The sequence below is a fragment of the Novosphingobium sp. NDB2Meth1 genome (assembly GCF_900117425.1).
Classification (GTDB): Bacteria; Pseudomonadota; Alphaproteobacteria; order Sphingomonadales; family Sphingomonadaceae; genus Novosphingobium.
This window is the reverse complement of the sequence record NZ_FPEH01000016.1, coordinates 263,543-285,240: the sequence shown is the minus strand read 5'-3', so window position 1 is coordinate 285,240 and position 21,698 is coordinate 263,543. Positions and strand designations below refer to the sequence as shown.

Genomic DNA, 21,698 nt, shown 5'->3' with positions numbered 1-21,698 from the left:
GTTTCTCACGAGCACGCTACGTAGTTCCGTCAGGGCTGCCGGGTGCCCGCTGGCAAGGGCTTGGCTGCTAGGAACCGAACGCGGACTTCTCCTTCCGGTAGGTCCCGTTTCGGAGTCTTTCGGCATGCTCGGCGGTGTAATGCTCAGCGACAAGGCGCGCGGCGGCGCGCGGCTTCTCATCGGTCTGCTGATGGCGATGATCGCACTCGCTTCGGCGGTGGTCTACGCGATCCGCGCCGATGGCCCGATGACTCAAGGCAGCGCCCTGCAGGCGGAGATCCTCGCCGACGTGCTCCCGCCCCCGGCTTTCGTCGTCGAGCCCTATCTCAACGCATCGCTGATCGTCCACAATCCTGACCGCGCCGGCCCCTATCTCAGCGAGCTCAAGGACGAACGCGCCGAGTTCGAGGCGCGCAAGGTCTACTGGAAGACCGCGCCGGTCCCTGAGCAGCTCCGCCAGCCGCTGAACGATACCATCGCGGCAGCCGACAAGTTCTGGCAGGTGATGGACAGCAAGTTCCTGCCCGCCGTGACCAGCGGCAACCGTGAGGCCATGAACGCAGCCTTCACGATGGACATCGCGCCGATCTACGGCGTCCAGCGCGAGCAGGTGCGCAGCATCGTCGCGCTCAGCCGCAGCTACAGCGCCGATACTGCCCGCAGCAACACCCAGCTCACCGCCTTGGCGCTGACAGGGCTGGCGGTGCTGGCGCTGGGAATGCTCGGACTGATCCTATGGACTGCGCGTGCAGCCCAGAAGCTGGTTGTCTCTCCGCTCGTCGAAACCGCATCCACCATGCAGCGCATGGCCGATGGCGATACCGGCGTAGTCATCGAAGGCACCGAGCGGACCGACGAGATCGGCCAGGTAGCACGCGCCATGCAGGTCTTTCGCGAGGCCGAGGAATGGCGGCAGCAGGCCGCTGTCGCGCAGTCGGCGGTGGTCGAGGCGCTTTCCGCCGGACTCGCCCGGCTCGCAGCCAAGGATCTCGAGCACCAACTCACCACACCCTTCCCGCCTGCCTACGAAACGCTGCGTGAAAACTACAATGCGGCGGTGTCGTCGCTCGCCGAAGCGCTGCGCATTGTCCGCATCGGCACCGCCAGCGTGCAGGGCAGCATTGCCGAGATCGGCGCCGCCGCCCACGATCTTGCGCTGCGCAACGAAGCCCAGGCCGCGCGCATCGCCGAAACCGCGCGGGCGATGGATGCGGTTACCGGCATTGTCCATGAAACCGCCACCGGCGCGCAGGCTGTCAGCTCGACGATCACGCAGGCCGACCGTGAGGCGGGCGAAGGCGGCGAAGTCGTGCGCCGCGCGATCGAGGCGATGGCCGCGATCGAGCATTCCGCGCAGGAAATCGGCCAGATCATCAGCGTCATCGACGGAATCGCCTTCCAGACCAACCTGCTGGCGCTCAACGCCGGGGTCGAGGCGGCGCGTGCGGGCGAGGCCGGCAAGGGCTTTGCCGTCGTCGCCACCGAAGTGCGCGCGCTCGCCCAGCGCAGCGCCGATGCCGCGCAGAGCATCAAGGCGCTCATCACCACGAGCGGCGAGCAGGTCGCCACCGGCGTCGAACTCGTCCGCGAAAGCGGCACCCGGCTCGAGGCGATCGTGCGGCGGATCGGCGAGATCAGTGCGCTCACCGGGAGCATCGCCGGCTCTGCGTCGCGTCAGGCCGCCAACCTCACCCAGATCAATGCGGCGATGGGCGAGATGGACCGCATGACCCAGCAGAACGCCGCGATGGTCGAGGAGTCCTCCGCCGCCACGCGCAGCCTCGCTGCCGAAGCCTTGCGTCTCAACGACCTGGTCAAGACCTTCCGCACCCGCAACGTGGCGCACCGTCCCCCCGCGATTGCCGCGCCCGATACGGTGCGGCGCAAGTCCGCGGTCGATGTCCCATCCGAGCCCCTGCCGCTCGCGCTGGCGAGCTGACGCGCTTCGGCCCCGTCTCAGGCGTTCGCGCAGGCCATCCGCTCGAGCGCGGCGAAGCTGTCCAGCACGCCCGGATCGGCGAACGGTGCGATCTGCGCAAGGACAACCCCGGCGAAATCGCGCTCGGTGTCGATCCAGTAGTAGCAGTTGAAAATCCCCGCCCAGTGCAAGCTGCCCGGTGAACGCCCGGCCGGACCCGTCTCGGTGTTGACGAGGAAGCCGCCCAGCGTCCACCCGCCGCGCTGATCGGGCAGAGGATTGAAGGCGCTGGCAAAGCTTGGCATCGCGGTGGTCATCTCGCCCGCCGAGAGGTGCTCCGGCAGCGCGTCCACGCGCGCGATCTGCGCCATTTCCGGCGACAGCACGCGAACGCCGTCGAGCTCGCCGCCGCGCAGGATCATCCGCAGGAACCGGGCGTAGTCACCTGCCGTCGAGGACAGGCCGCCGCCGCCGTTGTGGTACTCGCCGCCGCCGAGCACCATGCCCTGCGTCTTGAAACCATCGCCTTCGCGCACATGGACTTGCGCCGCATCCGCATCCCACTCGGCGCGGAAGCGGGTCTGGGTCATGCCGAGCGGCCCGGTGATTTCCTTCTCGAACCATTCGCCCAGCGTCATGCCGGTCACGGCCTCCACCGCGAGGCCCGCCCAGTCGATCCCGACGCCGTATTGCCACTGCGTTCCCGGATCGAACAGCAACGGCAGATCAAGGCTGGCGCGCTTGCCCGCCGCCATCTTGCCGCTCGCCATCGCGTGGCGCAGCAGATCGGCATTCATGAAGGTATAGCCGCAGCCCGAAGTGTGCAGCAGCAGGTGGCGCAGCGTCACCGGTCCGCTCGCCGGGCGCAGGATCGCCCCGCCGTCCTCGCCGAACCCGTCGAGCACTTGCGGCTCGGCCAGTTCGGGCAGGATCGCCCCGACCGGCGCATCGAGATCGAGCTTGCCGCGCTCTACCAGCTGCAGCACCGCCACGCTGGTCAGCGCCTTGGTCATCGAGGCGATCTGGAACAGCGTATCCTCGCGCATCGGCACGCCGTTCACGGCATCGGCCATGCCCGACACGTGCACATAGCGCGTGTCCTTGCTGTCGGTGATCAGCGCCACCGCGCCCGGCAGGTTGGCCGCCGCGACAACGGCCTCGAATTCCGCGATGCCTTTCATATCCCGTCCCTCTCCATTCCCGCCGGCCCTCTTCGGGGCTCTGCGGTCATCAACGCTGCTTGCGGTGTTCCCCCTTGACCCAGCGCACGGTGCCCGAGCTGGCGCGCATCACCACGCTCTCGGTCGTCATCACGCCGTTCTTGTTGGTCTTGACGCCCGCCAGCAGCGAACCGTCGGTCACGCCCGTCGCCGCGAAGATGCAGTCGCCCTTCGCCAGTTCCTTGAGGTCGTAGACATAGTTCAGATCGGTGATGCCCCACTTGCGCGCGCGGGCCTTCTCGTCATCGTTGCGGAACAGCAGGCGGCCCTTGAACTGCCCGCCGACGCAGCGCAGCGCCGCCGCGGCGAGCACGCCTTCCGGCGCACCACCGGTGCCCATGTAGAGGTCGATGCCGGTGTCCTCGTTGGTCACCGCGATCACGCCCGCCACGTCGCCGTCCGGAATGAGGCTGATGCCACAGCCGAGCGCGCGCAGTTCGGCGATCAGCTCGGCATGGCGCGGGCGGTCGAGCACGCAGACGATGATGTCGCTGGGATCGACACCCTTGGCCTTCGCGACGGCACAGACGTTCTCGCCCGGCGTCTTGTTGAGGTCGATGATGCCCTCGGGATAGCCCGGGCCGACCGCCAGCTTTTCCATGTAGACGTCGGGCGCGTTGAGCAGGCCGCCCTCTTCGGCGACGGCCAGCACGGCGAGCGCGTTCGGCCCGGCCTTGGCAGTGATCGTGGTGCCTTCCAGCGGATCGAGCGCGATGTCGATCTTCGGCCCCTTGCCCGGCGCCGCGCCGACTTTCTCGCCGATATAGAGCATCGGCGCCTCGTCGCGCTCGCCCTCGCCGATCACCACGGTGCCGTCCATGTAGAGCTCGTTGAATGCGGCGCGCATGGCTTCTACCGCGGCGGCGTCGGCGGCCTTTTCATCACCCCGGCCGATCAGCTTGGAGGCCCCGATGGCGGCCGCTTCGGTCACGCGGACCATTTCGAGGACGAGAACGCGGTCGAGAACCTGGGATGCGTCGGGGGCGGGGCGGGTCTGGGTCACGTTGACTCCTGAGGCTCGTTGGCGGAAAGCTGGGCATGCCCTAGACGGGAGGATGCTGGGTTGTCGAGGCGCGGAATTGTATACGGGCACGCGTTTCGTGCATTCCTATGCGTGAACCTGTCATTCCTGGCAACGGGAACGGCGCAGGCGCAGTCCACTCCGGCTGCGCCAGCGGCACAAGCGCCTGCCGATACGCCGGCGGATTCGGCCCAGACCGATGTCAACGCCGAGATCGCGCAGCGCCTGCTCACCGCCGGTCAGCCCAAGAAGTGCGAGAAAGCCGGGCCGGACGGCGCGATCATCGTCTGCGGCGGGCGCGCTGAAAGCGAGAAGGAGCGGTTGCCGCTGCGCGATCAGCTCGAATCGGCGAAATCCACCCGCGATGGCCTGCCGCGCGCGCCCAACGTCAGCGGCCTGCCCGATTGCAGCCGGGGCTGCATCGGCTTCGGCTCGGCCCCTGCACCGATGTACTTCTTCGACATCACCAAGCTGCCCGAAGCCCCGCCTGATTCGGACGCCGACAAGATCGCGCGCGGGGAAATCCGCGCGCCTTAGGGGCTCTGCGGCAATCCATCGGTGATTGCGTAGTAATCGCCCTTGTCGGCCACGAAAATGTGATGGCCGAGACTGGTGCCCGTGGGTGTGTCGAAGGCGCCCATCGCCACGGCGATGCGCTCGCGGTTCAGCGGTTCCCAGAACAGGGTCGAGCCACACGTCCGGCAAAAGCCCCGCCTGACGTTTTCTGACGACATGAACCAGGCCAATGCCTCTGTCTGATCGATTGTCAGTACTGTCTTGAGCACGTCCGTCGAGGCGAGAAAATGCCCGGTCTGCTTGCGGCATTGCGAGCAGTGGCAGGCATCTGGCGGGGGCAGATCGCCTGCGACGGTAAACCGCACAGCACCGCAGAGGCAGGACCCCATATGCATGGATCAATCCTCGAGCAGGTGCATCACCAGCGGCGGCGCCGCGAGGCTGGGGGAGCCGTCGAGCAGCCGCAGCGCTTCGGCGATCGCGCTTTCCGGGCCTTCGTGCGTGACCATTGCCACCAGCACCGCTTCGGTCGAACCGATCGCGGCGCGCCCTTTCTGGATCAGGCTTTCGATCGAAACGCCCGCATCGCGCATCGCTGCCGTGATCTCGGCCAGCACGCCGGGGCGGTCGGCCACGGTGAAGCGCAGATAGGCCTTGCCGGTGCGGTGGCCGCTGCTCGCGGGCGCGGCCTTCTCCAGCTCGGCAGCGGGGATCGAGAACGGTGCGCCGATATCTCCGCGCGCGATGTCGATCAGATCCGCCACCACGGCGCTCGCGGTCGGGCCATCGCCCGCGCCCGCGCCCTGGAACAGCAACCGGCCGACGAAGTTGCCTTCCGCCACCACCGCATTGGTCGCGCCGTCGACATGCGCCAGCGGGTGATCGCGGTGGACCAGCATCGGATGCACCCGCTGGAACAGGCGGCGCTGCCCGGCTTCGTCCACTTCGGTCTCCGCCATGCCGATCAGGCGGATGTAATAGCCCAGCGCATCGGCCTGCGCGATATCGGCGGCGAGCACGCGGCGGATGCCGGTCGCGGCAACCGGGCCGAAATCGATCGCGGTGCCGAAAGCGATGCTCGAGAGAATCGCCAGCTTGTGCGCCGCGTCGATGCCATCGATGTCGAACGTCGGGTCGCTCTCGGCATAGCCTTTGGCCTGCGCCTCGCCCAGCACGTCGGCGAAGTCGCGCCCGGTGTCCTCCATCGTCGAGAGGATGTAATTGCAGGTGCCGTTGAGGATGCCGTAGATCCGGTCGATGTGGTTGGCCGCCGCGCCTTCCTTCAGCGCCTTGATCACCGGGATGCCGCCCGCCACCGCCGCTTCGAACTTGAACGCCACTTTGGCCGCCTCGGCCTTGGCGGCGAGCTCAAGCCCGTGGTGCGCGACCATCGCCTTGTTCGCCGTCACCAGCGCCTTGCCCGCCTCGAACGTCGTGCGCGCCAATGCCAGCGCCGGGCCGTCCGCGCCGCCGACGAGCTCGACCACCACATCGACATCGGGCCGCTCGCCCAGGATCACCATGTCGTCTTCCCAGGCATAGCCGGAAAGATCGACGCCGCGGTCCTTATGGCGGTTGCGCGCGCTGATCGCGCTGATCGTGATCGGGCGGCCCGCACGCCGCGCGATGAGGCCGGCATTGGCCTCCAGCAGACGGATGACGCCGCCGCCGACGGTGCCAAGCCCGGCCAGCGCGATGCGCAAAGGTTCGCTCATGATGATCCCCGTAAAATCTTATGGCGCGCCTTAGGGTAGCTGATCCGCCCCCGCAACCGCGCCTGTGCGTGTGATTCAGCGCCCGTGTCAGGTCTTGGCGCGCTTGCGGGTGCACGGTCCCAGATCGGCCAGCACTTGCGCGTAATCCTCCGCCGCGATTCGCCGGTCGTTCAGCGTGTCGGAGATGTTCGCGCGCTCGGGTAGGCGCGCCGGCAGCCCGCAGGCGAGCCGGTACCACGCGATTGTTGCAGGGAGCGGCGGGCGCGCGGCGGAATCGACGATTTCCGTGAAGCTCACGCCCCAGGTCGTCGGCTGGCCGGGGCGCCGCAGCACCGAGATCGAGACCGGCGCCCCCGTCGCGGTGCCCAGAAACAGCTGGGTTTCGCCCTCGCCTGCAAGGTTCCCGGTCACATGCAGCGCCTCGCGCACCGCGGTGATCGGCGGCGGGGCATCGGGGCGGGTGGTTTCGGTGAGGATCGACCGCAGCGTCGCCTCGCGCGCCGGAGTGAGCGCCAGCATCGCATCGGGCGCCACAAGCTGCAGCTCGCCCGGCCGCTCGGGCACCATCCGGGCGAGCACCAGCACCTGCGTCTTGCCCAGCTTGGGCGGCTTGCCGCGCGCATCGAGCGGCACATCGGCAAGGAAACGGATCGATTCGCCGATGTTCTCGCCGATCAGTACCCCCTGCGTCCGGGCCTCTATGTAGAGGCGCGCGCGGCCGGCCGGGAGCCCCGGCGCTTCCTCGGGTTTCAGGCGTACGGCCTTGCGCACCTGCGCGCGCACAACTGCCTGTGCTGGCAGCGCGAGATCGACCAGATCGGCATAGGCAAGGTCCGGGTCGGTTTCGAGACCGGGTGCCATCGGAACCGACAAAGTCGTTTCCTGTCCATGGCTTGCGACTGCGCCGCCAAGGCTGAGTGCGGCTGCGGCGACAAGGCGCGCCAAGCTCGGACGGAAAGCGAGGCTGCGGGCGGGACGTGAGGTGCGGAGCATGCGTGGGTCCTTGGATTCGCTGTCGCTGGATAGCGCAAGTGGCTGTGCCAAGTCCTGTTTCAGGCAGCGAAACTGTGAATCGATGGTTAACCGATAAAGCATTTGCGCGGCTTTGGCTTCGGCGTTAAAGCTCGCGGTTGTCGGGGATTTCAACAATGAAAGCCCGCAAAAGCCGCCGCCGGGTTCCTTGCACCCGATGTCGGCGGTCCGGTTTGCCGGCAGGGTGGAATGAAATCGCTGGATTGGCCAATCGCGCTGGATGGGTGATTCCATGCGCGATTCCGTGATCGTCAGCATCCGCAGGATGTGTGCCGATAGCGGAGAATCAGGAGTTTTGGAGCTGAATGGCATACGCTGACCAACAGATGAGCGGTAACAAGATCACCGCGCTCATCATCGTTGCGATCCTTCATGTCGGCTTGGGCTATGCGCTGGTAACAGGGCTGGCTTACGAAGCGTACAAGAAGGTCAAAGAGGTGACCTCGGCGGTCAACATCGAAGAAGAGAAGCCGCCGGAAACACCCCCGCCCCCGCCGCCCCCGAAGGATCAGCCGCCGCCGCCCATCGTGGCGCCGCCGCCGCCGATCACGTTCAACGCGCCCGCGCCGCAGATTGAGACCGTGACCACGCCGCCGCCTCCGGCTCCGGTGTTCACGACCGCTGCGCCGCCCCCGCCGCCCCCTCCGCCGCCGCCCAAGTTCCAGCCGAAGGGCCCGGCGCCGAAGGGCAGCCCCGGCAACTGGGCCACGTCGAACGACTATCCTTCGCGTGCGCTGCGTGAAGAGCGCGAGGGTGTCACCGGCTTCCGCGTGACAGTCGGAACCGACGGCAAGGTCGTGTCGTGCGAAATCACCAGGTCGAGCGGCAGCCCCGATCTCGACCAGGCGACATGCGACAACGTCCGCCGGCGCGCCCGGTTTGCCCCTGCCACCGATGGCGAAGGCAATCCGACCACCGGTTCGTACGCAAACTCGATCCGTTGGGTGATCCCGAAGGACTGACCTGACCGGCGCGGCTTCTCCTTGAGGGGAAAGGCCGCAACGCCCGAGCTTATCTTTTTTGATCCATTCTACGAAATATTGAAGAGGAAGACCCGAATGCTCATCGAAACCCTCGCTGCGGCTGCCGCATCCGCCGCTCCCCAGAACAAGTTCGGTATCGCGGAAGTTCTGTTCCCCGGCGGCAAGCCTGCCTGGATCCCGCTGACCACCTTCACGATCCTCGTGGTCATGTCGGTCGGTTCGTTCTTCATCCTCTTCACGAAGTGGGCGGAGCAGGCCAAGATCCTCAACCAGCACAAGACCCTTTCCGGTTTCTGGCGCGCAGCCAGCCTGCGTGAAGGCGCGGGCAAGCTCGAGAAGAACTCGGCCTGGCGCCAGATCGTCGACGACGGTCTCTCGGCCGAAGACGCTGCCGGCAAGATGGACGAGTCTGAAGGTCACGACTGGATGCACGGTTCGCTCGCCCGTTCGGAAGCGACCATCAACTCGAAGCTCGCCGGCGGGCTGCCGTTCCTCGCGACCGTCGGTGCGACCGCGCCGTTCATCGGTCTGTTCGGTACCGTGGTCGGCATCTACGGCGCGCTCATCAACATCGGCATCGCCGGTTCGGCTTCGATCGACAAGGTCGCGGGTCCGGTCGGTGAAGCGCTGATCATGACCGCGCTCGGTCTGCTCGTCGCGGTTCCCGCGGTGCTCGCCTACAACTACCTGCAGGCCCGCAACAAGCGCATCGCCGAACTGCTGACCGGCTTCAGCACCGACGTGCTCGCCAACCTCGCCTCGAAGGGCGTGGTGAAGCCTGCGCTGCCGGCTGCTCCGGCTGCCAAGCCCGCTGCGCCGGCTGCGGCTCCGGCCAAGAAGTAAGGCCCGAATACGCGGAAACGAAGCGGGGATCGGTGGGCCTTTCCACCCTCCCCCTTCGGGAACAACGCGGGTTCCAACCGGGCCGCGAAGGGCTCCAGAAGGGACCCGGATGACCCGGTTTACCGTGGACAGATCGGATAGGAACTAACCAATGGCAATGTCTGTAGGCGGCGGGGGCGAAGAACGCCCAATGTCGGACATCAACACCACGCCGCTCGTGGACGTGATGCTCGTGCTGCTGATCATCTTCCTCATCGCGGTTCCGGTCGCGATCCAGACCGTCGAGAAGCTCAAGGTCCCTGTGCTGCCGTCCGAAGAGACGCAGGACAAGGTCGAGAACCTGCTCGTGACGGTCGTCTCGACCGATGCCGGCGGGCGCAGCCCGGGCCAGGGCGGCTATGAAGGCTCAACGCGGACCGGCCAGTGCCGCGTCTACATCAACAACATCACCCCGGTTGATAACAACGAACTCTACAAGATGGCGTTCGACCGGCTTGATGCGATCGTGAAGCGGGCCGGCGGCGCGCAGAACATGGAGCCGGACAAGATCCCCGAAGTGCACATCCGCGGCGACGTGAACGTCCCCTGGAAGTGCATCGCCGGTGCGATCTACAACGTGCAGATTGCGGGCTATCCCAAGGTCGGCTTCATCTCCACCCCGGTTGATCCCAACGGCTGATCACCGTCCGGTCATCCGGGTCAACGAGACCAAACAGGAGTAACCCCCATGGCAATGAGCGGCGGCAAAGACGATGGCTCGCCGATGATGGAGATGAACACGACGCCGCTGATCGACGTCATGCTCGTGCTCCTCATCATGTTCATCATCACCATCCCCGTGGCCACCCACTCGGTCAACATCGACCTGCCGCAGGCGACCCCGCCGACGGACAAGCCGAAGATCGATCCGGTCAAGAACAAGCTGGTGCTCACCACGCAGAACACGATCCTCTGGAACGGTTCGCCGATCACCGAAGGCAATCTCGTCTCGCTGCTTCAGGCGACGAAGGCGATGAACCCCGAGCCGGAACTCCAGTTCCAGCCCGAGGAATATGCCTCGTACGAAATCGCGAACCGTATGCTGAAGATCATCACCCAGGTGAAGGTCAGCAAGTTCGGCTTCGTTGGCAACGAGAACTTCGCAACGTTCAGCAAGTAACGCTGCGGGCTCTCGGCCACAAACGATCAAGGGGCGGAGCAATCCGCCCCTTTTTCATTGGGACCCTCAGGCCAAACCTCTCAACTCCCCTCCCGCTTGCGGGAGGGGCCGGGGGGGGCCCCGTCCTGCAGCAACCATCCTCTCACACCGCTGAGCAGCGCACGGAAAAGCAAACGAATCTCGCTTAGAGCACGCAGAGAGCGCAGAGACTTCGGGCCAGCAAGCGAAGGCGCTCTTCGACCATCCGCCCGAAAAGTCCAACGCCTGCTGTACGCCTCAATCTCTCCGCGCCTCTGCGCGAACCAACTTTCCCTACTCAGGCCGCATCGCTGCCGAAGCGAGGCTCTCAGCCTCCAGCAACAGCTCGTCATCCGCCGCGCCCGCCGGCACCGACTCCCGCCCGATCATCACCATCAGCGGCACGGCCAGCGGCGTCACCCGCTCCAGTTCGACATGGACAAGTTCCGCCGCCGCCCGGTCCAGCAAGGCGCCCAGCCGACCCACATCGGTCATCCGCGCCCGCGCATCCGCCCACGCCGCCTCGATCAGCAAGTGATCCGGCTCATGCTTGCGCAGCACGTCGTAGATGAGGTCGGTCGAAAAGGTCACCTGCCGCCCGCTCTTGCGCGCGCCCGGCTGCTGCCGCTCGACGAGGCCTGAAATCACTGCCACCTCGCGGAATGCCCGGCGCAGCAGATAGGAATTCTGCACCCACTCGACAAACTCATGGGTCAGAATGTCCGGCGACAGCAGCGGCGCTGGGTCCTTCACCGGCCGCAGTCCCCACACTCCCAGCGCGTAGTCGTTGGCCACGAAGCCCATCGGCCCCAGTCCGGCCTCCTCCATCCGCCGGGTAATCAGCATCCCCAGCGACTGGTTCGCGTTCCATCCTTCGAACGTATAGTAGACCGTATAGGCCCGCCCCCCATGCGGAAAGCTCTCGACCAGCAGCTCCCCGGGCGCCGGCAACCGGCTGCGCCAGTCCTGCACTTCGAGCCATTCGCGCACATCGTCCGGAAAGCGTCCCCAGCCCGCCCGGTCCGCCAGCATTGCCTGTACCCGCCCCGAAAGATGCGTCGTCAGCGGCATGCGCGCCCCGTTGTAGCTCGGGATCTGCCCCGCCGACTTGGCCCCGCGCACGATCAGCTCCAGATCGCGCACGCCTTCAACCTCAAGGTCCATTCCGGCAAAGCGGAAGGTATCCCCCGGCTTCAGTCCCGCTCCGAAGCTCTCCTCCACCTTGCCGAGCGAGCGCCCGTTGCGGAACCGCACTTCCAGCATTTCGGAATCGACGATGATCCCCGCATTGAGCCGATGGCGCGCGGCCTGCTGCGGATGCGTCAGCCGCCAGGTGCCGTCCTTCAGCCGCACGATCCGCTGAAACCGGTCGTAGGCCCGCAGCGCATAGCCCCCCGTCGCCACGAACTGCAGCACCCGCTCCCAGCCCGCCTCGTCGATCCACGCATAGGCCAATGACGAGCGCACCTCCGCCAGCAGCGCCGCCTCATGGAACGGCCCCGCGCAGGCCACCGCCATCACGTGCTGCGCCAGCACGTCGAGCCCCCCGGGGCGGAAGTCCTCCCCGTCGCGCTGCCCCTCATCGACCGCATCGCGCGCCGCCATCGCCTCCAGAAACTCGAAGCGGTTCCCCGGCACCAGCAACGCGCGACTCGGCAGGTCGAGCCGATGGTTGGCGCGCCCGATCCGCTGCAGCAGGCGCGAGGAGCCCTTGGGCGCGCCCATCTGCACCACCATGTCGATATCGCCCCAGTCGACGCCGAGATCGAGGCTCGCGGTGCAGACCAGCGCGCGCAGCTCGCCCTGCGCCATCGCCCCTTCCACCTTGCGCCGCGCTTCCTTGGAAAGCGAACCGTGGTGGATGCCGATGGGGAGCTTGTCCTCGTTGGCATCCCACAGCAGCTGGAAGATGTACTCCGCCAGAAAGCGCGTGTTGGTGAAAACCAAGGTCGTCCGGTTGCGCCGGATCGCCTCGTAGAGCTGCGGCAAAGCCCAAGCCGCCGCGTGCCCGCCCCAAGGCACCCGCTGGCCATCATCGGGCAGCAGGATCTCCACCTCCGCCGGAGCGCCCGCCTCCCCCTCCACCAGCGCCGTGCTGTCGAGGTCGCCCCACGGGGCCAGCCAGGCGCGGAAGCTTTCCGGATCGGCCAATGTCGCCGATAGCGCCGCCCGCCGCAGCCCCGGCGCCAGTGCCTGCAGCCGCGTCAACGCCAGTGCCAGCAGATCACCCCGCTTCGAGGTTGCAAAGGCATGCACTTCGTCGATCACCACCCGCTGCAAGCTGCCGAACAGCTGCGCGCTTTCGGGATAGCTCAGCAGGAGCGACAGCGATTCCGGCGTTGTCAGCAGCACATGCGGCGGCTTCGTCCGTTGCCGCGCCTTCTTGTCGGACGAGGTATCCCCGCTGCGCGTCTCGACCGTGATGGGGAGGCCCATCTCGGTGATCGGCGTGAGCAGATTGCGCTGCACATCATGCGCCAGCGCCTTCAGCGGGGACACATAGAGCGTGTGCAGCCCCTCCGGCACCGGCCCAAGGCCCAGCCGCGAGCGCGTGAAGGCGGCCAAGGTCGGGAGGAACCCGGCCAGCGTCTTGCCCGCGCCCGTATCGGCCACCAGCAGCGCATGCTTGCCCGCGTCGTCGGCCGCCAGCATCTCGGCCTGATGCCGCCGCACCCGCCAGCCGCGCCCCGCGAACCAGGCTTCGATTTCGGGCGGGATCGGCAGGTCGCTCACCCGGCGGACCTTAGCGCCTGATCCCCGAAGCCGCCAATTGCGCGTCAAGGGCAGCCAGCATCGCCGCGAGCCCCTCCTCGCTCCCGCTTTCCGCCCGCGCCGTCAGCATCGCCTCGGTGTTCGATGCGCGCAGCAGCCACCAGCCCTGCGGCATGGTCACCCGCACCCCGTCGATCGCGACCACGTCCGCCCCTTCCGCCATGAGCCGCGCGCGGACTTCGTCGATCACCGCGAACTTGCGCGCCTCCTCCACCGAAAAGCGCAACTCGGGCGTATTGACCATCACCGGCATCGCATCGAGCAATTCCGCCACCGACTTGCCCTGCCGCGCCACCGCCGCAATGAGCCGCACGGCAGCATAGAGCGCATCGTCGAACCCGTAGTAATCATCCGCAAGAAACACATGTCCGGTCACTTCGCCACCGAGGACCGCACCAGTCTGCTTCATTTTGGATTTGATGTGGCTGTGTCCGGCCTTCCACATGAGCGGCACCCCGCCCAGCGCGCGGACGCGGTCAAACAGCGCCGCGCTCGTCTTGATATCGGCGATAACTGTCCCGCCCGCCTGCCTTTTCAGCACGTCTTCGGCAAACAGCATCAGCAGCTGGTCCCCCGCCAGCGCGCGGCCCTTGCTGTCCACCACGCCCAGCCGGTCCCCGTCCCCGTCGAAGGCTAATCCGAAGTCGAGTCGTCCCTGCGCGACGGCGCCGCGCAAATCGGCAAGATTGGCGTCGACGGAAGGATCGGGATGATGTCCAGGAAACGTGCCATCGACATGCGTGTGCAAGCAGATGTGGCGCCCCGCCATCCGGGCGACCAGCCGCTCGATCACCTCGCCCGCGGCGCCGTTCCCGGCGTCCCATCCGATGCCAAGGCACTCGAGGGCATCTGGCGCGATACCCTTCAGCCCGGCGAGCAACCGCTCGACGTAGGCATCCATGATATTGACCCGCTCGGCCGTCCCGTCGCCCAGCGCCCAATCCCCCCGGGCGGCGAGGCGGTCGAGATCGAGTATATCTGGACCGAAGAACGGACCGCCGCGAAATACCACTTTGAAGCCATTCTGATCGGCGGGATTGTGGCTGCCAGTTATCTGAATGCCATCCTGCACTTGTGGCCCGGCCTGCACCTCTGACCCGGTCCTCACTTCAGGCATCGCGGCGCAGGCGAAGTAGAGCATCGGCGTCGGGCCGAGCCCGATCCGGACAGCATCGGCCCCGCTCGCGCACAGCCCACTGACCAGCGCTTCCTCCAGCATCGGCGAACTGAGCCGACCATCATAGCCCACCGCCACCGTCTTGCGCCCATCGCGCAGCACCCGCGTCGCGAAACTGCGCCCCAGCGCATAGGCATCGTCCGGCCCCAGCGTCTTGCCGATCGTGCCGCGAATGTCATATTCGCGCAGCACGCTGGGATGGAACCGGTGGCTCATGTCGCCCTGCCGGGAAGGGTTTCTCGCAGAGACGCGAAGGGAAAGAAGCGCGCAAAGAGCACGCGCCGGGCCGCGAGGCCCATTCTTCCTTCAGCGCGGCCTGTCTCAGTGGAGCCGTGCCGCCATCCCGGCCTCTTGGCGGTCTCTATTCCCTCTGCGTCTCGGGGAGAAACGCGAAGGTCAACCTCACCCCCGCCCATCAGGCCCGCGATTGGAAATCCGCGCCAGCAGCAGGTCGCGCGCCGCATTGGCCTCGTGCACCGCATCGTTGGTCCCGCCGCGATCCGGGTGGACCTTCAGCATCAGCCGCCGATGCGCCTCGATCACCTCGTCATACCCCGCATCCGCCCGCAGCCCGAGCAGGTTCAGCGCGCGCTTTTCCGCGGCTTCCTTGGCGTTCGGCCCCCACAGCTCCCACGGCCAGCGCCCGGCCAGCAGCCTGACCGCAAGGCAGGCCAGCGCCGCGAGGAACAGGAACTTCAAAGCACCGCTTCCATCGCCAGCTGCCCGCGCTCGGGGATCTTCAGCGCCAGCCCCGCCACCAGCGTCCGCAGCTCCTGCCGCGCGACCAGATGGCTGGTGCCCAGTTCACCCAGATGCCCCTTGTCGAGCAGGGTCAGCCCGCTCGGGAACAGCTCGCGATAGATCACGCGCTCCGAAAGGCCGCTGGCGATGCGGAAGCCGACGCGCTTGGAAAGCTCGGTCAGCGCCTGGTCGATGCGCTTCTGGTTGCGCGCCTCGGTATAGCCGGTGCGGTTGCGCACCACGACCCAATCCATCTCCTTGCGCGCCTCGCGGATCGTCGCCATCGCCCGCTTCTTGCGCGCTTCCCAGATCAGCTCGGCATAGAACGAAAGGCGGCGCACCTTGAACGTCTCGGCATCGACTTGCCCGATCAGGTCGAAATCGACGAAGCTGTCGTTGAGCGGCGTCACCAGCGTATCGGCTTGCGTCGCGACATGGCGCGCCAGCGGATCGTCGCGGCCGGGCGTGTCGAACAGCAGGAAGTCGTGGCTCTCGCCCAGCCGCTCCGCCAGCGCGTCCAGCTCTTCGCTGCTCGTCCCGTCATAGACCGCGAACGTCGCCGTCGGCAGCGTGATGTCGCGCCGACGCATGGTCTCGGCGCGGTTCTCGAAATAGCGGTGCATCGTCCGCTGCCGCGCATCGAGGTCGATCGCCGCCACCCGCGCGCCCTGATAGGCCAGCGCGATGGCGACATGGACCGCCGTGGTCGACTTGCCGGTTCCGCCCTTCTCGTTGGCGAAAACGATGCGATAGGGAGCGGCAGACACGAGATGATCCTTTCTGTGAGTGGCGGGCCCCCTTGCCGCCGGGCACGGCACGGGTCTAGAGGGCGCGTTCCCCAGATCGGGGATTACTGGAGAGCCGAGCCGCGTGCAAATCCTGACCGCCGTCGAACCGCTTCGCGCGGCGCTTTCCGCGCTGAAATCGGGGGACAATTCGGTAGCCCTCGTTCCCACCATGGGCGCGCTGCACGAAGGCCACCTCACGCTGGTGCGCGAAGCCAGGGCCCGCGCGGATATCGTCGTCGTCTCGATCTTCGTCAATCCGCGCCAGTTCGGCCCCAATGAGGACCTTGCGACCTACCCCCGCCAGCTCGAAGCCGATGCCGCGCTGCTCGAGGCCGAAGGCGTGGACGTGCTCTGGGCGCCCACCGTCGAGGCGGTCTATCCGCCGGGCTACGCCACCACGATCCAGGTCAGCGGCCTCGATGCCGTGCTTTGCGGCGCGGCCCGGCCCGGCCATTTCGACGGCGTGGCGACGGTGGTCACCAAGCTGTTCAACCAGGTCCAGCCCAACATTGCGCTGTTCGGCGAGAAGGACTGGCAGCAGCTCGCGATCATCCGCCGCATGGCCCGCGATCTCGACCTCACACACCCCCACGCGATGCGCATCCTCGGCGTACCCACCGTGCGCGAGCCGGACGGCCTCGCCATGAGCAGCCGCAACAAGTACCTCACCCCCGAAGAACGCGCCGCCGCCCCCGCAATGAACCGCGCGATGCGCGAAGCCGCGGCGAAGATCGCGGCCGGCGAGCCGGTCGCCCCCGCCCTGGCCGCGCTGCACGCCGCCATCCTCGCCGCCGGTTTCGCCCGCATCGACTACGCCGAACTGCGCGACGCCGCCACGCTCGAAGCGCTCGACCCCTGGGACGGCCGCCCCGCCCGCCTGCTGGTCGCGGCGCATATGGGCAAGGCGCGGTTGATTGACAATATCGCCGTTACTGTTTGAACTAGAACGAAAAACCCACCCCCGACCCCGAGGGTACAGGCACCTGATCTCATCATAACCCCGCCATTCCGGATAAAGCTCGGTGTGACGATCTCCTTATGCCAACACCTTCGTGATTCCCGCGTAGGCGGGAATCCAGAGCGGCAAACGCAGCGCCAGCACCCCTGGATTCCCGCCTGCGCGGGAATGACGAGGAGATGGTCCAAACACCACTCTTGACAAAACGAACCATATAGGTTATACGCCCCGTCAGATCGGGAGCAGGCTAGGCCGGCCTCGCCCTCGCTCCTTTGGCTTCTTGTCCACCGGGCAAACGCCAACGCGACCGGTGCGGGCTGCGGGTTCAAGGTGGGGCGGTCTCCCCCAAGTCCTTGGCCAGGCAATCTACCGCGCCAGCACGCAGATCATGGCTCCCATCGGCTTCGTCCCGGTGCGAGCAAAGACCGGCACGCATGCGAGCCGCTACCCCGGTCCCGGGCCATGATCGACACAAATGGCTGCGCCGGACCTCTTCTGCCCATCCGGCCACTCGCACCTGCGCGGAACACGACGCCCTCCCCGCAGCACCAGTGCAGGTGCCGCACCGGTCGCGCGATCACCCTCCCTGCCCGTCAAACGCAGCGCCGCGCTACCAAATCCAACAGGCGGCTGCCATGGTCAGAACAGCGACGCTTGCGCCGGGGAGGGCGGATCTTCCGCCACTTCGCGCATCAGCGCATCGGCCAGCGGCACCTGCATCGCCGTCGCGCCTGCGCCGTCTGCGCTCAGCCAGCGGTCGAACGCCTCGCCCGGCCGCAGCAGCACCGGCATCGCCTTGGGGTGCACCCGGCCCACCACGGCATTCGCCTCGCAGGTCAGGAAGGCAAAGCGCGGGCCCTGCTCGGTCGGGCGCCACAGCCCGGCGAAGGCGAACAGCGGATCGTCCGGCAGATCGAACCAGTGCTTACGCTTGCGCCCCGTCTGCGGATCGGGTGCAGCGGACCATTCGGAAAAGGCGGTGACCGGCACGAGACACCGCCGCGCCGGATCGGCCAGCGCGCTGTGCCAGATCGGCGAGGCGAGGTTGCGCACATTGGTGATCGGCCGCTTCACGTCGCCGAACGGGGGCCAGCCCCAGCGCATCAGGTCGAGCCGCCGCCCGGCACCCTCGCGCACCACCACCGGCGCCTCGGCATCCGGATAGATTTCCGGCAACGCGGGCAGGTTGCGCCCGCCCGTCTCCGCCCGGAAAAGCTGCGCGATGGCTTGCGCGCCCGCCGTCATGCGATAGAGATTGCACATAACTCAGGCATGATAGCGGGAGAGAACGCGATGGCCACCCAGATCCGCCCCAACATCAATTGCAGCGATGCCGAATGGCAGGCGCGGCAGGAACTGGCGGCCTGCTACCGCATCTTCGATCTGATGGGTTGGTCCGAATCGGTCTACAACCACATCTCGCTGCGCGTGCCGGGTGAGGACGGCGCTTTCCTGATCAATCCGTTCGGCCTGCTCTATTCCGAAGTCTGCGCCAGCAACCTCGTCAAGATCGACATCGACGGCAACAAGCTCGATGACAATCCGCATGCCGTGAACCTCGCCGGCTTCACCCAGCACGGCTATTTCCACCGCCACCTCGATTGGGCGCATGCCATCTGTCATGTCCACACGACGGCCTCGATGGCGGTGTGCAGCCTTGAAGAAGGGCTGCTGCCGATCAACTTCTACGCCTGCAATTTCATCGGCCGGCTCGCCTACCACGATTTCGAAGGCATCACCGTCCGTGCCGAGGAAGGCGAACGGCTGCTGGCGAACCTCGGCGACAAGAACATCCTCATGCTGCGCAACCACGGCCCGGTGGTCATGGCCAAGAGCCTGCAGGCGATGTTCGTCCAGATGTGGTCGCTGCAGCGCGCGTGCGAGATCCAGATGGCGACGCTTTCGATGGGCCGCCCCCCGATCATGGTCTCGCAGGACGTGATCAATGTGCATCAGCGCGATCTGGCGCAGGGCACCCCGCCCGGCGGCGGCCCCGGCGTCGGCGATTTCAACGCCTGGACCCGGCGGATCGACCAGATCGACCGCTCCTGGCGGGATTGAGGTTGTCGGCGTTCCAGCCCCTCGAACCAACCGCTCATGCTGAGCTTGTCGAAGCATCTCGCACCACCGCCGCGCTAGCACCCTTCGACAAGCTCAGGGTGAGCGGGGTAAGGGTCGGGATCGATTTCCTGCTAGAGCCGACCGCCGATGGCCATCCTCACCGTCAACAACCAGCCGATCGAGATCAAGCTGGAGGCCGACACGCCGCTGCTCTGGGCGCTGCGCGATGCCGCCAACCTGACCGGCACCAAGTACGGCTGCGGCACCGGTGAATGCGGGGCCTGCATGGTCATCGTCGACGGGCAAGCGATGCCGAGCTGCACCCTGTCGCTGGGTGAGGCCGAAGGGCGCACGGTCACCACGATCGAGGGCCTCTCCGCCGATCGCAACCACCCGGTGCAGCAGGCGTTCGTCGCCGAGCAGGCGATCCAGTGCGGCTTCTGCACCCCCGGCCTCGTGATGGCGGCCGCCGCGCTGCTCACGCACAACACCGATCCGACCGAGGCGGACATCAAGGCCGCAATCACCAATATCTGCCGCTGCGGCGTCTACCCACGCCTCGTCCGCACGATCCAGCGCGCGGGCCGCATCGCGCGCGGGATCGAACCGGGCGTGCCGCTGCCGGTGCCGCTGACCGCGACGACGCCGGGGCTTTAGAAGCCCATCCGCACCGTCAACCGCGCACTGCGGGGCGCGGCAGTCGAGATGTTGTTGTCGGTGTGGGCAGTCGGGAAATACTGCTCGTTCAGCAGGTTGTTCACATTGAGCTGGACCGAGAGGTTCTTCGAGACATTGTAGAACACCGCCGTATCGACCCGCGTCCAGGCCGGCAGCGTCACCGTGTTGCTCACCGTGGTATAGGCCGAGGACTGGTGCGTCACGCCGAGGCCAAGGCCGAGCTTGCCGGTCACATCATAGCGCGTCCACAGCGAGATCTGGCTTTCCGGCAGCAGCGCCAGCCCGCGTCCGGCCGGGGCGGCGGTCGTGCTGGAGCGGACCTTGCCGTCCTGCAGCGCGTAGCCGAGGCTCACCTGCCACTGCGGAAGGATCTTCCCCGTCGCCGAAAGCTCGATCCCGCGCGTGCGGGTCTTGCCTGAAAGCTGGGGCAGGCCGGTAACCGGATCGTTGAAGCGCGAGTTCTCGCGGTCGAGCCGGTAGGCAGCGGCGGTCAGCGCAAGCGTCGGGGTCACGTCCCACTTGGCACCGACTTCGAGGTTCTTGAACTCCTCCGGCGCCAGCGTCGCCTGCGTCGCATCGAGCGCGCTGAACTGGTCGCCCGACTGCGGCAGGAAGGTCTTGGTGTAACTGCCGTAGAGCGAGATGTTCGCGCGCGGCTTCACGATAACACCGGCGCGGGGGCTCCACTTGTGGTCGGTGCGCCCGGCGCTGGTGCTGCTCAGCAGGTTGTCCGCGTTGATCTTGAAGCTGTCATAGCGCACGCCGCCCACGATCTGGAGGAACGGGGCAAGCTCGATCTGGTCCTGAAAATAGGCCGAGAAGGTGGTGACCTTGGTATGCGTCGAGCGGCTGGGTGTGCCGAAGGTGATCGCAGGAATGGCGAGCCGGTCTGCCAGCGCGACCGTGGCCGAGGCCTTGTTGCCGGGGAAGATGCCTTCGGAGCGAGCGGCATCGGTGGCCTGATCGGCGCCTTCGATCCCGGCGATCACGGTATGGCCGATCGGGCCGGTCTTCCCTTGCCAGGTCAGGTTGGCCTGCCCGATCCAGCTCTCGCGCACCGAAGTGCTGTTGTAGGCGCTGAGCGAGACCGTGTTGGTGGCCGGATTGACCGCCGCACTCGCGAAGATGTTGCCGTAGTACTTGTCGGTGTGGCTGTACTGCCCGGCCACGGTCAGTGTCAGGCTGTCAGCCAGCTTCTGCGTCAGGCGTGCTTCGACGATATGCGCCTTCACTTCCGAGATGTTGGTGTCCTTGCGGCCGAAGAACGTGTCGCGATACCCCTCCAGCGGTTTGCCGGCGAGCGAGGGGACGCCGCGATCGACGGTGCGGCGGTCGTCGTCGTAATTGTATGAGAGGTCGATACGGGTGTCCGCAGAAGGCGCGAAGGTCAGCGTGGGGTTCACGCCGATGAAGCGGCCGTGGAAGTCCTGCCGGTGGTTGTCGAATTCCTCATACGTGCCGTTGAGGCGCGCGCCCAGGGTCTGCGAGAGCGGCGCATTGAGATCGGCGGCAAGCGCGAAATCGCCAAAGGTGCCGACGGCCGCGCTGGCGCCGAGGCTCTGGCCGGCGAGCGAGGGCGCCTTGCGTACGCGGTTGATGACGCCGCCGCCACCGCCGCGCCCGAACAGCAGCGCATTGGAGCCGCGCAGCACTTCGATATGGTCGATGTTGTAGAGCGAACGGTAATACTGCGTGTCGTCGCGCAGGCCGTTGAGGAAGAAGTCCGCAGTGGTGTTCTGCCCGCGCAGCACGATCTGGTCGCGGTTGCCTTCGCCCTGCGCGAGGACCACGCCGGGGACATAGCGCAGCGCGTCGCCGAGCTGGGTGACGCCCTGATCGTCAAGCTGCTCGCGGCTGAGCACGGTAACCGACTGCGGCACATCGAGCAGCGGGGTCGGCGCTTTCAGGCCGTTGGCGCTGTCGCTGCGGTAGCTGTCGGCGTGCCCCGTCACCACGATCGTGCGGCGGTCCGCGCCATCGCCCGCGTCTCCGGCATCCGCCGCCATCGGCACCTCTTCCGCCTGAGCCGCCACCGGGAAAAGGGCGCTGGTGGCGAGGAGCAGGGCGGGGAGCGCTTTCACGGGCATTTCCTTCTTGA

General features: G+C 66.8%; 20 protein-coding genes. 9 read left to right on the top strand and 11 right to left on the bottom strand.

All coding sequences use genetic code 11. From position 1 onward, the window contains the following. Positions 1–124: 124 nt before the first annotated feature. A complete protein-coding gene (locus NDB2M1_RS13505) occupies positions 125–1,939 on the top strand; it encodes a methyl-accepting chemotaxis protein (protein WP_253185879.1) in 1,815 nt (604 codons plus the stop codon). 17 nt (positions 1,940–1,956) lie between these two features. Here the strand turns inward: NDB2M1_RS13505 and NDB2M1_RS13500 are convergent, their stop codons facing one another. Both NDB2M1_RS13500 and glpX read right to left on the bottom strand, forming a co-directional pair. After that, positions 1,957–3,099 carry a serine hydrolase domain-containing protein gene (locus NDB2M1_RS13500; protein ID WP_072383047.1) on the bottom strand — a complete coding sequence of 381 codons (1,143 nt, stop codon included), beginning with the start codon at positions 3,097–3,099 and terminating at the stop codon, positions 1,957–1,959. A gap of 49 nt (positions 3,100–3,148) precedes the next feature. Beyond that, a complete protein-coding gene (gene glpX / locus NDB2M1_RS13495; protein ID WP_072383044.1) occupies positions 3,149–4,141 on the bottom strand; it encodes a class II fructose-bisphosphatase in 993 nt (330 codons plus the stop codon). Positions 4,142–4,252: 111 nt separating this feature from the next. On the opposite strand from glpX, the gene NDB2M1_RS13490 reads away from it, so the two are divergent. Then, on the top strand, positions 4,253–4,696 hold the full coding sequence (locus tag NDB2M1_RS13490) for a hypothetical protein (RefSeq protein WP_083554850.1): 444 nt from the start codon (positions 4,253–4,255) through the stop codon (positions 4,694–4,696). Here the strand turns inward: NDB2M1_RS13490 and NDB2M1_RS13485 are convergent. The 3 genes from NDB2M1_RS13485 to NDB2M1_RS13475 all read right to left on the bottom strand — a co-directional run bounded on the left by NDB2M1_RS13485 (position 4,693) and on the right by NDB2M1_RS13475 (position 7,383). Further along, positions 4,693–5,070, bottom strand: a complete 378-nt coding sequence (locus tag NDB2M1_RS13485) for a GFA family protein (protein ID WP_072383043.1) — start codon at positions 5,068–5,070, stop codon at positions 4,693–4,695. The genes NDB2M1_RS13490 and NDB2M1_RS13485 overlap by 4 nt on opposite strands. Positions 5,071–5,073: 3 nt before the next feature. After that, complete coding sequence (locus tag NDB2M1_RS13480) at positions 5,074–6,390, bottom strand: homoserine dehydrogenase (RefSeq protein WP_072383041.1); 1,317 nt, start codon at positions 6,388–6,390, stop codon at positions 5,074–5,076. Between the two features lie 87 nt (positions 6,391–6,477). Further along, positions 6,478–7,383 carry a hypothetical protein gene (locus NDB2M1_RS13475; protein WP_072383247.1) on the bottom strand — a complete coding sequence of 302 codons (906 nt, stop codon included), beginning with the start codon at positions 7,381–7,383 and terminating at the stop codon, positions 6,478–6,480. Between the two features lie 344 nt (positions 7,384–7,727). Between NDB2M1_RS13475 and NDB2M1_RS13470 the strand changes: the two genes are divergently transcribed. The 4 genes from NDB2M1_RS13470 to NDB2M1_RS13455 all read left to right on the top strand — a co-directional run bounded on the left by NDB2M1_RS13470 (position 7,728) and on the right by NDB2M1_RS13455 (position 10,407). Beyond that, complete coding sequence (locus NDB2M1_RS13470) at positions 7,728–8,384, top strand: energy transducer TonB (RefSeq protein WP_072383039.1); 657 nt, start codon at positions 7,728–7,730, stop codon at positions 8,382–8,384. Positions 8,385–8,480: 96 nt separating this feature from the next. Beyond that, positions 8,481–9,248 (top strand): MotA/TolQ/ExbB proton channel family protein, encoded by a 768-nt coding sequence (locus NDB2M1_RS13465; protein ID WP_054122084.1) that lies wholly within the window; start codon positions 8,481–8,483, stop codon positions 9,246–9,248. A 151-nt stretch (positions 9,249–9,399) separates the two neighbouring features. Then, positions 9,400–9,927 (top strand): ExbD/TolR family protein, encoded by a 528-nt coding sequence (locus NDB2M1_RS13460; RefSeq protein ID WP_072383037.1) that lies wholly within the window; start codon positions 9,400–9,402, stop codon positions 9,925–9,927. 48 nt (positions 9,928–9,975) lie between these two features. Next, entirely contained in the window at positions 9,976–10,407 is a 432-nt protein-coding gene (locus tag NDB2M1_RS13455) for an ExbD/TolR family protein (protein ID WP_054122086.1), read from the top strand. 312 nt (positions 10,408–10,719) lie between these two features. Here the strand turns inward: NDB2M1_RS13455 and NDB2M1_RS13450 are convergent, their stop codons facing one another. The 4 genes from NDB2M1_RS13450 to NDB2M1_RS13435 form a co-directional block, all read right to left on the bottom strand. Then, on the bottom strand, positions 10,720–13,158 hold the full coding sequence (locus tag NDB2M1_RS13450) for a ligase-associated DNA damage response DEXH box helicase (protein ID WP_072383035.1): 2,439 nt from the start codon (positions 13,156–13,158) through the stop codon (positions 10,720–10,722). Between the two features lie 10 nt (positions 13,159–13,168). Beyond that, positions 13,169–14,590: a phosphoglucomutase/phosphomannomutase PgmG gene (gene pgmG / locus NDB2M1_RS13445; protein ID WP_072383033.1), complete on the bottom strand. Its 1,422-nt coding sequence runs from the start codon at positions 14,588–14,590 to the stop codon at positions 13,169–13,171. A 186-nt stretch (positions 14,591–14,776) separates the two neighbouring features. Continuing rightward, positions 14,777–15,073 (bottom strand): J domain-containing protein, encoded by a 297-nt coding sequence (locus NDB2M1_RS13440; RefSeq protein ID WP_072383030.1) that lies wholly within the window; start codon positions 15,071–15,073, stop codon positions 14,777–14,779. Continuing rightward, positions 15,070–15,882 carry a division plane positioning ATPase MipZ gene (locus NDB2M1_RS13435; RefSeq protein WP_054122091.1) on the bottom strand — a complete coding sequence of 271 codons (813 nt, stop codon included), beginning with the start codon at positions 15,880–15,882 and terminating at the stop codon, positions 15,070–15,072. The genes NDB2M1_RS13440 and NDB2M1_RS13435 overlap by 4 nt, the downstream gene beginning before the upstream one ends. A gap of 103 nt (positions 15,883–15,985) precedes the next feature. Between NDB2M1_RS13435 and panC the strand changes: the two genes are divergently transcribed. After that, a complete protein-coding gene (gene panC, locus NDB2M1_RS13430; protein WP_072383028.1) occupies positions 15,986–16,843 on the top strand; it encodes a pantoate--beta-alanine ligase in 858 nt (285 codons plus the stop codon). Between the two features lie 657 nt (positions 16,844–17,500). On the opposite strand, the gene NDB2M1_RS13425 is transcribed toward panC, so the two are convergent. Further along, entirely contained in the window at positions 17,501–18,124 is a 624-nt protein-coding gene (locus tag NDB2M1_RS13425; protein ID WP_072383026.1) for an SOS response-associated peptidase, read from the bottom strand. Positions 18,125–18,154: 30 nt separating this feature from the next. Here NDB2M1_RS13425 and NDB2M1_RS13420 point away from each other — a divergent pair, with 30 nt between their 5' ends. After that, entirely contained in the window at positions 18,155–18,922 is a 768-nt protein-coding gene (locus NDB2M1_RS13420; RefSeq protein ID WP_054122351.1) for a class II aldolase/adducin family protein, read from the top strand. Between the two features lie 147 nt (positions 18,923–19,069). Further along, positions 19,070–19,579: a (2Fe-2S)-binding protein gene (locus NDB2M1_RS13415; protein ID WP_054122352.1), complete on the top strand. Its 510-nt coding sequence runs from the start codon at positions 19,070–19,072 to the stop codon at positions 19,577–19,579. On the opposite strand, the gene NDB2M1_RS13410 is transcribed toward NDB2M1_RS13415, so the two are convergent. After that, the gene (locus tag NDB2M1_RS13410; protein WP_371328209.1) at positions 19,576–21,687 is read right to left on the bottom strand and encodes a TonB-dependent receptor; all 2,112 of its coding nucleotides are present in this window, start codon (positions 21,685–21,687) and stop codon (positions 19,576–19,578) included. The genes NDB2M1_RS13415 and NDB2M1_RS13410 overlap by 4 nt on opposite strands. Positions 21,688–21,698: the final 11 nt, after the last annotated feature.